This window comes from Stenotrophomonas sp. STEN018, from assembly GCF_056760235.1.
In genome coordinates, this window is sequence record NZ_JBRREK010000045.1 from 25129 (window position 1) to 37804 (window position 12676).

The 12676-nt window shown below is 63.9% G+C and carries 11 protein-coding genes and 1 riboswitch; of the genes, 3 read left to right on the forward strand and 8 right to left on the reverse strand.

The window, feature by feature from the left end; translation table 11 throughout:
- Positions 1-95 precede the first annotated feature (95 nt).
- A complete protein-coding gene (locus tag ACVOMB_RS16020) occupies positions 96-716 on the forward strand; it encodes a nicotinamidase (RefSeq protein ID WP_481532078.1) in 621 nt (206 codons plus the stop codon).
- Positions 717-758: 42 nt separating this feature from the next.
- Here ACVOMB_RS16020 and purU read toward each other — a convergent pair whose 3' ends face one another.
- A complete protein-coding gene (purU, locus tag ACVOMB_RS16025; RefSeq protein ID WP_481532079.1) occupies positions 759-1610 on the reverse strand; it encodes a formyltetrahydrofolate deformylase in 852 nt (283 codons plus the stop codon).
- A 98-nt stretch (positions 1611-1708) separates the two neighbouring features.
- On the reverse strand, positions 1709-2119 hold the full coding sequence (locus tag ACVOMB_RS16030; protein ID WP_481532080.1) for a DUF2798 domain-containing protein: 411 nt from the start codon (positions 2117-2119) through the stop codon (positions 1709-1711).
- Between ACVOMB_RS16030 and ACVOMB_RS16035 the strand changes: the two genes are divergently transcribed.
- Positions 2112-3050 carry a LysR family transcriptional regulator gene (locus tag ACVOMB_RS16035; RefSeq protein WP_481532081.1) on the forward strand — a complete coding sequence of 313 codons (939 nt, stop codon included), beginning with the start codon at positions 2112-2114 and terminating at the stop codon, positions 3048-3050. The two genes, ACVOMB_RS16030 and ACVOMB_RS16035, sit on opposite strands and share 8 nt — an antisense overlap.
- Positions 3051-3086: 36 nt before the next feature.
- Here ACVOMB_RS16035 and ACVOMB_RS16040 read toward each other — a convergent pair whose 3' ends face one another.
- The 5 genes from ACVOMB_RS16040 to ACVOMB_RS16060 form a co-directional block, all read right to left on the reverse strand.
- On the reverse strand, positions 3087-4211 hold the full coding sequence (locus ACVOMB_RS16040; protein WP_481532082.1) for an NADH:flavin oxidoreductase/NADH oxidase: 1125 nt from the start codon (positions 4209-4211) through the stop codon (positions 3087-3089).
- A gap of 59 nt (positions 4212-4270) precedes the next feature.
- Entirely contained in the window at positions 4271-5131 is an 861-nt protein-coding gene (locus tag ACVOMB_RS16045) for an NAD-dependent protein deacetylase (RefSeq protein ID WP_481532083.1), read from the reverse strand.
- A gap of 11 nt (positions 5132-5142) precedes the next feature.
- Positions 5143-5547, reverse strand: coding sequence for an acyl-CoA thioesterase (locus tag ACVOMB_RS16050; protein ID WP_481532084.1), 405 nt, complete (start codon positions 5545-5547; stop codon positions 5143-5145).
- 214 nt (positions 5548-5761) lie between these two features.
- Complete coding sequence (locus ACVOMB_RS16055) at positions 5762-6781, reverse strand: ribonucleotide-diphosphate reductase subunit beta (protein WP_481532085.1); 1020 nt, start codon at positions 6779-6781, stop codon at positions 5762-5764.
- A gap of 148 nt (positions 6782-6929) precedes the next feature.
- Positions 6930-9239 carry a ribonucleoside-diphosphate reductase subunit alpha gene (locus ACVOMB_RS16060; protein WP_481532090.1) on the reverse strand — a complete coding sequence of 770 codons (2310 nt, stop codon included), beginning with the start codon at positions 9237-9239 and terminating at the stop codon, positions 6930-6932.
- A gap of 271 nt (positions 9240-9510) precedes the next feature.
- A riboswitch (cobalamin riboswitch) is annotated at positions 9511-9728 on the reverse strand.
- A gap of 270 nt (positions 9729-9998) precedes the next feature.
- On the opposite strand from ACVOMB_RS16060, the gene ACVOMB_RS16065 reads away from it, so the two are divergent.
- Positions 9999-10808, forward strand: coding sequence for a DUF2884 family protein (locus ACVOMB_RS16065; RefSeq protein ID WP_481532086.1), 810 nt, complete (start codon positions 9999-10001; stop codon positions 10806-10808).
- Between the two features lie 102 nt (positions 10809-10910).
- Here ACVOMB_RS16065 and ACVOMB_RS16070 read toward each other — a convergent pair whose 3' ends face one another.
- Complete coding sequence (locus ACVOMB_RS16070) at positions 10911-12416, reverse strand: VWA domain-containing protein (protein WP_481532087.1); 1506 nt, start codon at positions 12414-12416, stop codon at positions 10911-10913.
- Positions 12417-12676: the final 260 nt, after the last annotated feature.

A 12676-nucleotide genomic window follows, 5' to 3' on the forward strand; every position in this document is an offset into this window, starting at 1 on the left:
CGCCTTGGGAATGCCCCTGCCGAGCATGGCTCGGCACTACGTGGCATTGATCGCCGTTGCCTTAAACTGTGTCTCCCCGCGTCAGGAAGTTGTCGATGTACGGAACAGACGTTGCGCTGCTGGTTATCGATCTACAACCGGATTTCATGCCCGGCGGTGCCCTGCCCTGCCAGCACGGTGACGCCATCGTGCCCGGCATCGCTGCACTGCTGGATGCGCGCCACTATCAAACCGTGGTTGCTACCCAGGATTGGCATCCGGCTGATCACGCCTCGTTCGCCAGCCAGCATGCTGGGCATAAGCCGTTCGATGCCATCGAACTGCATGGCCAGCCGCAAACGCTGTGGCCGGACCACTGCGTGCAGGGCACAGCCGGTGCGACGCTGGATGCACGCGTTGACTGGAAGCATGCCGATCTGATTCTGCGCAAAGGCAGCCAGCGCGAAGTGGACTCCTATAGCGCGTTCCGCGAGAACATCGGCCCACAAGCCACACGCGCGCCGACCGGCCTGGCCGGCTGGCTGCATGAGCGCGGCATCCGCGAGGTGCATGTCTGCGGACTGGCCCGCGACTACTGTGTGCTGTGGAGCGCGCAGGATGCGGCGATCAGCGGTTTCGCCGTGCGTTTCCTATGGGAACTGACCCGTCCAGTATCAGCGGCCAACGATGCAGCCACCCGCATCGCCTTGAACGAATGCGGGATTCACATCGGCTGATTCACATCGGCTGATTCAGATCGGCTGGCTTAAACCAGCTGCTCAGCGGAACACCACGGTGCGGTGGCCATTGAGCAGGATGCGATGCTCGACATGGCGGCGCACCGCACGCGCAAGCACCTGCGATTCGGTATCACTGCCCAGCTGCACCAGATCACGCGGCGTCATCGCGTGATCCACCCGCGCCACGTCCTGCTCGATGATCGGACCTTCGTCCAGATCCGAGGTCACGTAATGCGCGGTGGCACCGATGATCTTGACCCCGCGCGCATGCGCCTGGTGGTACGGCTGCGCACCCTTGAAGCTGGGCAGGAAGCTGTGATGGATGTTGATCGCCCGGCCCGACAACGCCTGGCACAGGCGCGGTGACAGGATCTGCATGTAACGCGCCAGCACCACCAGATCGATGCGCTCGCGCTCGACCAGATCGATGATCTGCTGTTCCTGCTGCTCGCGGTTATCCGCATCCACCGGCAGGTGATGGAATGGCACGTTATAGGAACCGGCCAGCCCGGCAAAGTCGTTGTGGTTGGAGGCAACCGCGGCGATATCCACCTTCAGCTGGCGGCTGTGGGTGCGGAACAGCAGGTCATTGAGGCAATGGCCCTGTTTGCTGACCAGCACCAGCAGGCGCGCGCGGCGGCGCGCATCGTGCAGCTCCCATTGCATCGCGAATTCCTCGCCCAAGCCCTGCAGGCGCGCGCGCACCGCCGGCTCGTCACCGGCTTTGTGCATGTCGAAATGAACACGCAGGAAGAAGCGACCGCTTTCGTCGTCACCAAACTGCTGCGCATCGAGGATGTTGCAGCCCGCCTCGAACAGCAGGCCGGACACGCGATAGACGATGCCGGTGCGGTCCGGGCAGGAAAGGGTGAGGATGAAATCAGGACGCATGGCCAACAACATTTATCAGTGGGGTCGTGGAAAGTAACCGTTCCGGTCGATTCCCGGCAAAGACAGTTGCAGCTGACACGATTTACCCATCGGCCGGCTCAGTGCGGATGCACCGTCAGCGCCACCAGCCGCATCACCAAGGGCCGCACCACCAGCACGCAGCAGAATGCAGTCGGCATCGCCAGACAGTAGGCAGAAAGTACCCGCGCCGGGAACTGGCCATCGATGCCTGCATTGGCGGCTGTGATCACCAGGCACATCAGCATGGCCATGATCGAGGCCATGAAAAAGGCGAATACATAGGGAGTTGCGCGTGCATCAAGTTTCCAACGGGCAACGGCAACAGGGCGGGGCTCGAGCATCCAGCGGTATCCATGCAAGCAGCAATCAGGCGCTGCGGGCCGGGCACGATAGTCGGCGACCCGGGTGACGGCTAGATCGCGCGGGCTTGGCGCTTTATAAAGATTTACTTTGTCATCCTCCCGGAAAATGCCACCCGGCATGAACATTCTCCAATCCATCCGCAGCTTCATCCGCACCGCCGACGCCGGCAGTCTGGCTGCTGCCGCGCGCACCCTGGGCATCAGTGCGGCGGCGGTGGGCCAGAACATCGCCCGGCTGGAAGCGCATCTGGGCGTGCGCCTGTTCAACCGCACCACCCGCCAGCTGGCCCTGACCGAACGTGGCGCGCTGTACCTGGCGCAGGTACGGCATATCGAGCGCGACCTGCAGCGTGCCCAGGCAGCCGTAACTGATCCGGACGCGATACCCGCCGGCCGGCTGCGCATCGCCAGCAGCGCGGCGTTCGGCCGGCATGTGCTTGCGCCGTTGCTGCCAGCCCTGCAGCAACGCTATCCGCGACTGGAAATGGAACTGTTGCTGGCCGACCGCAGCGTCGATCACGCCCACGAAGACGTCGATGTCAGCATCCGCATCGAGCCGCAGCTGGAAGAAGGCCTGGTGGCTCGGCCAATCGCACAGGTGCCGTTCGTGTTCTGTGCCGCACCGGCGTATCTGGCCATTGCCGGCACCCCGCGTACACCCGAAGAGCTGCGCGAGCATCGCTGCCTGTTGTTCCGCTACCCGCTGGATGGGCGCTACCTGCGCTGGGGTTTCGTCCGCGGCGGCCTGCGCTTTGATGCCGAGGTGCAACCGGCATTGGTCAGCGACGATATCGATGCATTGGCGGCCATGGCAGCCCGCGGCGGCGGCGTGACCCGGCTGGCAGCCTTCGTCGCCGCACCTTATCTGGCCCGCGGCGAACTGCAGGCCTTGTTCCAGAACGAGTCCGCCACCGATGTGCAGGCCTCGCCGGAGCCGATGCGTTTGTTCCTGTGCGTCAGCGACCGCCGCGACCTGACCCCGAAAGTACGCTCGCTGCTGCAGCACATCCTCGATGCCCTGCCGCCGGCCTGGCGCATCGACATCGACCACGCCTGAGCGCCAGCGGCATGCCGCTGACGCCCGGCTTCGGGCTCAGCCTTGCTCGGCGAGTTTGAACAGCCCACGCGCTGCATGCGGCTCGCTGCGCAGATACTGCGGCGCAACCGTCACCTGCGCACCCAGCGCCGCGGCTGCATGCCATGGCCAGCGCGGGTCGTACAGAATGCCGCGGGCGATACCAATCGCGTCGGCCTTGCCTTCAAGCAGAATCTCTTCGGCATGCGCTGGCTCGGTGATCAGGCCCACTGCGATAACCGGCGTAGCGATTTCAGCCTTGATCGCAGCAGCCTGCGGCAGCTGGTAGCCGGGGCCGACCGGAATCTGCTGCCGTGGGTCCAGCCCGCCACTGGAGACATGCAGGAAATCATTGCCGCGTGCTTCCAGTGCCTTTGCCAGCACGATGCTCTGGGCGACGTCCCAACCACCGTCCACCCAATCGGTGGCAGAGATGCGAACGCCCAATGCCACATTTTCTGGCACCACCGCACGCACCGCGTCGAACACCCGCAGCAACAAGCGCATGCGGTTCTCCAACGAACCGCCGTAAGCATCATCACGCTGGTTGCTCAGCGGCGACAGGAACTGATGCAGCAGGTAGCCATGTGCGGCATGCAGTTCAATCAGCTCCAGACCGAGCCGCACTGCGCGCTTGGCCGCAGCAACAAAGTCTTCGACCACCGCATCGATGCCGGCGCTGTCCAATGCTTCCGGGACGGGATCACCGGCCTTGAACGGCAGCGCCGACGGCGCCAGCACCTGCCAGCCATGCTCCTGCTCCGGCGCGATCGCGCCACCTCCATCCCAAGGGCGCGCGGTGGACGCCTTGCGCCCGGCATGTGCCAGCTGCACGCCAATCGGCATGCTCGACCAGCGCCGCGTCGATGCCAGCACCTTGGCCAAGGCAGCTTCGGTGGCGTCGTCCCAGAGCCCGAGATCGGCCCAGCTGATGCGCGCGCGCGGCTCGACCGCAGTGGCTTCGATGATCAACAGGCCGGCGCCGGACTGCGCCAACTGGCCCAGGTGGATCGTATGCCAATCGGTCGCCTGCCCGTCCTGCGCCGAGTACTGGCACATCGGCGCGATCACGATGCGGTTGGCAAGAGACAGCGGACCAAGCGACAACGGTGAAAAAAGCTTGCTCACGTGGGAGACGTCCATCAACGGTGGGGGCGCTCATTGCACGCCGTAGCGGGCCCTGATTCAACCGGGGTGATGGATCACTGCGTCTTGGTACCGTTCAACAGGAAGGCAAGTGCCTGCGCGCAAGGCATTTCCACCTTCAACGACAGCAGGTGATCGGCGCGGGTGCGGCCGAGATTGACCGCGGCTATCGGCAAACCGGCCTTGGCGGCTGCATCGACGAAACGGAAGCCCGAATACACCATCAGTGACGAGCCCAGCACCAGCACCGCATCGGAACGCTGCAGATGCTCATGCACCGCCGCGACGCGCTCGCGCGGCACGTTCTCGCCGAAGAACACCACATCCGGCTTCAACACGCCGCCACATGCCTCGCAGGCAGGCACGCTGAAAGCGGAGAAGTCGGCTTCCAGATCGGCGTCACCATCGGGCGCGATGCCCGCTTCCAGCACCTCCCAGCCGGGGTTGGCGTGCAGCAGGCGTTGTTGCAGCAGCTCACGGGAGCTGCGTGCTTCGCAATCCATGCAGCGCACCTGATCCAAGCGGCCATGCAGATCGATCACGGTCTGGCTGCCGGCAGCCTGATGCAGGCAGTCCACGTTCTGGGTCAGCAGCAGCTCGATGCGACCATCGGCTTCCAGCGCCGCCAGCGCATGGTGCGTGCCATTTGGCAGGGCCCGACCGAAACGCGGCCAGCCCAGCAGGCTGCGCGCCCAGTAACGCTTGCGGGTTGCTTCCTCGCCCATGAAGGACTGGTAGCTCACCGGCGGTGTGCGCTTCCATTGGCCATCGCGGTCGCGGTAGTCGGGAATGCCGGAATCGGTACTGCAACCGGCGCCAGTGACTACGAACAGGCGTCGATGACCGGCAATGAACTCCGGCAGCTCGGTGATCACCGCCGGCGACAAATGCCCGACCTGTACCGAAGAAGTACTCATCGCCTTGCGGCTCAGGCCTGCATCGGCAACGCCGGCACGGCGGTCGGATGACCATCGCCATCAAGCGCGATCATCACGAAGCTGCCCTTGGTGCACAGCTTGCGCTCACCGCTATGCAGGTCTTCGGCAATCAGCTCGACTTCCACATGCATCGAGCTGCGCCCGACCTGGACCACCCGGCCGATGGTTTCCACCATCTGCCCGATGCGGATCGGCAGCTTGAAATCGACCTGGTCCGAGCGTGCGGTAACCACGGTGCAACGCGAGTAACGGGCGGCGGCGAGGAATGCCGCCTTGTCCATCCACGCCAGCGCCTGGCCACCGAACAGCGTACCCATGTGATTGGCATGGTTGGGAAATACGATTTCCGCCATACGGACTTCGACCGGCGGATTGGTGTCGACGATGGGGGTCATGGGGGTATCACCTGTAAGTTGGCGCCGATGATACGCCCGCAAAGCTGTGCGGCTTGTGTACGCGCCTGCAGCTCTTGTAGGAGCGGCGTAAGCCGCGAAGCCGATAAAGCCTCGGAAGCCTGAAAGCCCCCCTCCCCAACCCTCCCCTTCACCTGCGGTGAAAGAGAGGGAGCCAAGCACCCTCCCCTGCGCTTCGCGCAAGGGAGGGTGTCGATCAAAACGCCATATCAAACGCCACTTCGCCCTGCACGCCCACCTGGTAGGCAGAGGCGCGGCGTTCGAAGAAATTGGTCAGTTCCTGCACGTCCTGCAATTCCATGAACGGCAGCGGGTTACGCACGTTGTACTTCTTGGCCATACCCAGCTTCAGGAAATGGTTGTCGGCACAATGCTGCAGGTACTCGCGCATGTCGCGGGTGGAGATACCGGCCACGCCACCGGACAGCACGTCCTCGGCGAACTGCACTTCGCACTCGATGGCCTCTTCCAGCATCTGGTAGACCTCCTGCTCCATCTTCGCGTCGAACAGGTCGGGCTCTTCGGCGCGGATCTTGCGCACGCATTCGAAGGCGAACTCCATGTGGCAGCTTTCGTCGCGGAACACCCAGTTGGTGCCCGAGGCCAGGCCCGGCAGCAGGCCGCGCGAGCGGAAGTAGTACACATAGGCGAAGGCGGCAAAGAAGAACAGGCCCTCGATGCACGCGGCGAAGCAGATCTGGTTGAGCAGGAACTGGCGGCGATCGTCGCGGGTTTCCAGTCGCTTGGTGTCCTGCAGCGCATCGATCCACTTGAAGCAGAACGCGGCCTTCTTCTTGATCGAATCGATGTTCTCAACTGCAGCGAAGGCCTTGAAGCGCTCTTCCGGATCCGGCAGGTAGTTGTCCAGCAGGGTCAGGTAGAACTGCACGTGCAGCGCTTCTTCGTACAGCTGGCGCGACAGGTACATGCGCGCTTCCGGCGCATTGAGGTGCTGGTACAGGTTCAGCACCAGGTTGTTCGACACGATCGAGTCGCCGGTGGCGAAGAACGCGACCAGGCGATGGATCAGGTGCTGGTCGGCCGGCGACATCTTCTGGTGCAGGTCGGTGATGTCGATCTGGAAATTGATCTCCTCCACCGTCCAGGTGTTCTTGATGGCGTTGCGGTACATCTCGTAGAAGTCCGGGTAACGCATCGGACGCAGGGTCAGCTCGAAACCGGGATCGAGCAGCATTTGACGGGGGGAGTCGGACATTTTTGGTCTCCATTCCCTTCTCCCTGCGGGAGAAGGTGGCGCGCAGCGCCGGATGAGGGTTGGTTCCTGAAGGGCTGGGTCTGCTTGCTTTCAAAGCGCCCTCACCCCAACCCCTCTCCCGCGGGCGGGAGAGGGGCTTATGCAGTGCTTATTGGCAGGCTTCGCAGGCTTCCGGGTTTTCCAGCGAGCAGGCCACGGCTTCCACCGGGGTGTAGCTGCTGACCGTGGTCTTGGCGATCTTGGTGGCCGGGCGCGAGCGCAGGTAGTACGTGGTCTTGATGCCCTGCTTCCAGGCGTACATGTACATGGACGACATCGCGCCGATGTTCGGGCTTTCCATGAACAGGTTGAGCGAGGCCGACTGGTCGATATAGGCACCGCGTGCGGCGGCCATGTCGATCAGCGAACGCATCGGCAGCTCCCATGCGGTGCGGTAGATGTGGCGCAGGGTTTCCGGGATCTGCGGTAGGCCCTGGATGGAACCGTCAGCCAGCTTGATCGCATCGCGCACTTCAGGCGTCCACAGGCCCAGCTGCTTCAGCTCGGCAACCAGGTGACGGTTGATCTGCAGGAAGTCGCCGGACAGGGTCTCGCGCTTGAACAGGTTGGACACCTGTGGCTCGACGCACTCGTAGCAGCCGGCAATCGAGGCGATGGTTGCGGTCGGGGCGATGGCGATGATCAGCGAGTTGCGCAGGCCATGCTGTTTGATGCGCTCACGCAGTGCGTCCCAACGCTCGACATCGCTCGGCACCACATTCCATGCGTCGAACTGCAACTCGCCGTGGGCAGCGCGGGTGTCGTTGAACGAGGGGTGCTTGCCGCGTTCCTGGGCCAGTTCGCAGGACACTTCCAACGCGTGGAAATAGATGGCCTCGGCGATCTTGGTCGACAGCGCGCGCGCTTCGTCGGAGTCGAACGCCATGCGCTTGCGGAAGAACACATCCTGCAAGCCCATGCAGCCCAGGCCGACCGGACGCCAACGCAGGTTGCCGCGGCGTGCGGTTTCGATCGGGTAGAAGTTCAGGTCGATGACGCGATCGAGCTGACGCACGGCCAGGCGCACGGTCTCGGCGAGCTTTTCGAAATCGAAATCGCCATGCGCGTCGAGGTGGTTGCCGAGGTTGATCGAGCCCAGGTTGCAGACCGCGGTCTCGTCGTTGGAGGTGATCTCCAGGATCTCGGTGCACAGGTTGGACAGGTGGATCACGTTGCCAGCGCGCAGGGTCTGGTTGCTGGCCAGGTTGCACTTGTCCTTGAACGTCATCCAGCCGTTGCCGGTCTCAGCCAGGGTGCGCATCATCCGCGAGTACAGCTTGCGTGCCGACACCGTCTTGCGCGCCTTGCCCTGGGTTTCGGCCTGCACATAGGCCTGCTCGAAGGCCGGACCGAACAGATCGGTCAGCTCCGGCACCACGCGCGGATCGAACAGCGACCATTCCTGGTCGGCCTCGACGCGCTGCATGAACAGGTCCGGCACCCAGTTGGCCAGGTTGAGGTTATGGGTACGGCGCGAGTCATCACCGGCGTTGTCGCGCAGTTCGAGGAAGTCCTCGATGTCGGCGTGCCAGGTTTCCAGATAGACGCAGGCCGCGCCCTTGCGCTTGCCGCCCTGGTTGACCGCAGCCACCGAGGAATCCAGCGTCTTCAGCCACGGCACGATGCCGTTGGAGTGGCCGTTGGTGGACTTGATCAGCGAGCCGCGCGAACGCACGCGGGTATAGCTGACGCCGATGCCGCCACTGAACTTGGACAGCTGGGCGATATCGGCATAGCGGTCGTAGATGGATTCCAGCGAATCCTGCGGCGAGTCCAGCAGGAAGCACGAGGACAGCTGCTCGTGGCTGGTGCCGGCATTGAACAGGGTCGGGCTGGACGGCAGGTAGTCCAGGCTGCCCAGGCGCTGGTACAGCGCCAGTGCTTCGGGCACGTCCTCGCTCAGCGCGCTGGCAATACGCAGGAAGAACTGCTGCGGGGTCTCGATGACCTTGCGCGAATGCGGATGCCGCAGCAGGTAGCGGTCATACATGGTGCGCAGGCCGAAGTAATCGAAGTTCAGGTCGTAGCCCGGATCGATCGCGTCGTTGAGCTTGCGTGCATTGACCTGCACGAAGTTGAGCAGGCGGTCGTTGATCAGGCCGACTTCGTGGCCACGGCCGACCGACTGCGAGAACGCATGGATTTCCTGGCCGGAGACTTCCTTGCCGATGAAGTTGGCCAGCAGGCGCGCGGCCAGGCGGCCGTATTCGGGCTCTTCGCCGATCAGCAGGGCGGCGGTACGGATCGACAGCTCATCCAGTTCCTGGGTGCTGGCGCCGTTGTACAGGCCGGAGATGGTGCGCGTGGCCACCCGCATCGGGTCCACCGCGTGCAGGCCTTCGCAGCAACGCTGGATGGCGCGGACAATCTTGTTGAGGTCTACCGGCTCGGTGCTGCCATTGCGCTTGGTCACGCTCATGGCGGTGGCGGTCGGCGGCGGGGTCAGTTCAAAACCGGCTTCAGCCGGAGCGACGTCAGTATGAGTGGCAGTCACGACGATGGTGTCCTTGCAAACGTTATGCACGCAGCTCCTGCCCGCGCAGGAAGCAGAGCCGGTACGGAGCAGCGAGCATGGAAGGACGGCGTCGCAGCAGCCGCGACAGCGCACGACCAGGAGTCGGCAGCAGCCACAGCACCACGTCACCAGCCGTCTTCCCCTCGAAGACACCGCAGCCGGCACCACGCGGTGTGCATCGCGTGGCTGTCGGCAGGTCTTCGGACTCATGGGCAGGAAGGCGGGGGCCTTCTCCTACTCCGCCGCTTCCCAAGGCGTTTGCCTCAGTGCTGTTGGCGGGGTCGTTCCCAATTACCGCTGCGGGGCAGTGCCGGACTAGCCTTGAAGGCATCACCAGCTTCCCTATTAATCCGACGGAAAAATCCCGCCAGAACCGACGGAGCACAAGATAGTGGGGGTGTATGACAGGGTCAACACCAAATCTAGTATTTCTTTGCCAAGCCTTGCGGCACAAGGCTTGGACTGTCTGGCACCCGCGCCGGACACTGCAACCTGCTCGAACGGACTGCGCAGTCAAGCCTTTTGCAGAGTTTTTTTGTAGGGAAACCACCTGACTTGATAACGTAAATTTCTGATGAAATTTCCGGGTATGACTTCCGGCCGACGCAGCCCTTGCCGCGAGCGGCCAAGCTGGCCGCAACCTCCCGCCACGAGCTCGCCGCCATGCGCCTGCTGCCCATCGCCACTTCGCTGGCCCTGCTGCTGCCGCTGGCAGCCCAGGCCGCTGCGGTCAAGGCACCGGAGCTGTCCGCCGACCAATGCGGCGTATCCACCGACTACAACGTGCTGGTCGACGGCGGCGGCATCTGGCTGCGCCGCGATACTCTGCCGATGCGCGAGATCGTGTTCCACGATGGCCAGCTGAGCATCGACAACCGTATGCAGACGGTATCGGCCGCCGATGCACAACGCCTGCGCGCACTGGAGAACGGCGTGCGTCAGCTGATGCCAGCGGTAACCGGCATCGCCAACGAATCGGTAGGCATCACCTTCGACACGCTGGATGCGGTTTACGAAGCACTGACCGGCGATGCCAACTCACGCAAGGTGCGCAAACTGCGCAAAGAAGCCCAACGCTTCGTTGACACCACCATCGGCCGCGGCCGCTGGGAGCAGGAGTTGTTTGATGATGGATTCGACGCCCGCGTTGAAGCCGCCGCCGAGAGCCTCACCGGCTCGATCGCCCGCAGCGTGTTGTGGACGGTATTCACTGGCGGCGAAGACAAACTGGAAAAACGCACTGAAAAACTCGACGCCGAACTGGAGCAGCGCCTGCAGGGCCGCACTGTTGCCTTGGAGCAGCACGCGCGTTCGTTGTGCACACAGGTGCAGGCGCTGGACCGCTTGCAGTCGGCACTGGAGTTCCGCCTTGATGGCCAGCCATTGCAGATGATGCGCGTGAGCGGAGATACCGCGACGATGGCGGCAAGCGATGACCGTCAGGACGACAGTATTCCGTTGCCAGCGCGGTAAAGCCCGCTTTTGGTAGTGCCGAGCCATGCTCGGCAGGGGCATTGCCGGTAAAGCCCATTGCCGAGCATGGCTCGGCACTACAGGGCTTGGCGGGGCAGAAGCTCACCCCTTCGGCAACTGCGCCAACTCCTCGCGCACCAGCTTCACCACCAGCTTGTCCAGGGTATCGACCGAATAGTTCTCCACCTCATGCACAGTCTCACTACCCGGGCCGCTGGAAGGATCACTGGCGTCCTTATAGGTGAGGAAGATGAAACGTCCGCCGGTGTACTGCGCGATCTGCCGTTGCGCGATCTCACCCGTCGTGTCCTGGCCGGATGCCGCCACGCTCAATACCTTGATGCCCTTGCCCAGCGCCGCCAGCATGGTCTGCTCGTAGCGCGGCTGCGGGTAATCCATATGCGGTGGCGCATCGGCCAGTGACACCAGCAGACGCGTAGTTGAAGCACCACGCCAGTTCATTGCCTGCACCGCATGGTCGAAGGCCTCGTTCATCGCTTCCGGATAATCACCGCCACCATTGGCCTGCACGCCATTCAGCACTTTCTGGAAACCAGCAACGTTGTTGCTCAGGTCCCAGCCACGCACGAAGTATTCGTCGCCGCGGTCACGGTAAGTCACCAGCCCCAGGCAGATATCCGGGCTGGATGGCAGCTGGGCGATATCGCGCACGATGCCCTGCAGCGAGTCACGCAGCTTGTCGATTTCATCGGCCATCGAGCCGGTCGCGTCGACCATGAACACTAGGTCGAGCCTGGCCCGCGCCGGCAGCGGCGCGTCAGCCACCACCACCTGCAGGGCATTCTTCTGCCCACGCTGCAGGGCCGAGGTCACCGTCTTGCCGGCGCGCCGCACCTGCACCTGGTAGCTGTCCGAATCGCGGTCATCGAAGGCATTGGGATGCACCCAAACCTGACCGCCGGCATCGGTACGTGCCCACATCCGCGCGCCGTTGCGGGCGGTCACCGCCACTTCCGCGTCCGGCACCGGTCGGCCCTGCGCATCGACCACCTGCACGCGCTGGCGCACGCTGACATCGCGGCCAAGATTATTGGCTTCTTCATGCCGCTGCAGGAACTGCTGGAACGCGGTGAAGTCGGCGTTGTCATCGACCACACCTGCGGTGACCTGCACCTGCTGCTGGCGCACGTTGCCAGTGGTGGTGATCGACGCCAACGACATTTCCGCGGCCGCATAGCTGGCATCGGCGGCGGCCTCGGCACGGATTGCCAACGGCGGTGGAGGTGGCGGCGCAGCAGGCGCTGGCATGGGCGCCATCATCTTCGTATCCGTCCTGTAGCTGTCCCCCTTGCGCATACGCACCTCGCCCGCAGCGATGCTGTGCTGCTGCGGTCTTGGGCTTGGATCGGCAACCTCGCGCAGCACGGGTGTATCGCTGCAAACCGTGGCGCTTGGTGCCTGGAAGTTAGGTTTGGTTTGCCGTGTGCGCTGCGTGCTCGGCGCCTGGAGGTCGCCCGTGCTCTCCGTTACCGGGAACGGGGTATGGCGAACCGCTGCCGCCACCGGCAGGCCGACCAACAGCGTCACTGCGGCGGCCAGTGCCATGTTGCGAACGGCCGGTCGGTTTGAAACCTTTGCGCTAGCCATGATTGCTGCTCCCATCCGGGCCGCGTGATGCGGCGTACGGGGATAGGAACGGCCGGGGAAGGGGAGTGGGGTTAAATCTGCTCCCTCCCTTGCGCAACGCGCAGGGGAGGGTTGGGGAGGGGTTGGCTTTTGATCTTCTTGCGTTGCCAGCAATGCGGTTCTGTAGTGGGGGGGGGGGGGGGGGGCGCCGGGGGGCCGCGGGGGGGGGGGGGCCGCCCGCGGGCGGGGGGGGGGCGGGGGGTGGGGGGGAGGCGCACGCC

Bases quoted from the DNA above. Each gene is read 5' to 3' on its own strand.
- ACVOMB_RS16035 (WP_481532081.1), top strand. From the start codon at position 2,112: ATGAACATTCTCCAATCCATCCGCAGCTTCATCCGCACCGCCGACGCC.
- ACVOMB_RS16060 (WP_481532090.1), bottom strand. From the start codon at position 9,239: ATGAGCGTGACCAAGCGCAATGGCAGCACCGAGCCGGTAGACCTCAAC.
- ACVOMB_RS16070 (WP_481532087.1), bottom strand. From the start codon at position 12,416: ATGGCTAGCGCAAAGGTTTCAAACCGACCGGCCGTTCGCAACATGGCA.
- ACVOMB_RS16020 (WP_481532078.1), top strand. From the start codon at position 96: ATGTACGGAACAGACGTTGCGCTGCTGGTTATCGATCTACAACCGGAT.
- ACVOMB_RS16045 (WP_481532083.1), bottom strand. From the start codon at position 5,131: ATGAGTACTTCTTCGGTACAGGTCGGGCATTTGTCGCCGGCGGTGATC.
- ACVOMB_RS16040 (WP_481532082.1), bottom strand. From the start codon at position 4,211: ATGGACGTCTCCCACGTGAGCAAGCTTTTTTCACCGTTGTCGCTTGGT.
- ACVOMB_RS16055 (WP_481532085.1), bottom strand. From the start codon at position 6,781: ATGTCCGACTCCCCCCGTCAAATGCTGCTCGATCCCGGTTTCGAGCTG.
- ACVOMB_RS16050 (WP_481532084.1), bottom strand. From the start codon at position 5,547: ATGACCCCCATCGTCGACACCAATCCGCCGGTCGAAGTCCGTATGGCG.
- ACVOMB_RS16030 (WP_481532080.1), bottom strand. From the start codon at position 2,119: ATGTTCATGCCGGGTGGCATTTTCCGGGAGGATGACAAAGTAAATCTT.
- ACVOMB_RS16065 (WP_481532086.1), top strand. From the start codon at position 9,999: ATGCGCCTGCTGCCCATCGCCACTTCGCTGGCCCTGCTGCTGCCGCTG.
- purU (WP_481532079.1), bottom strand. From the start codon at position 1,610: ATGCGTCCTGATTTCATCCTCACCCTTTCCTGCCCGGACCGCACCGGC.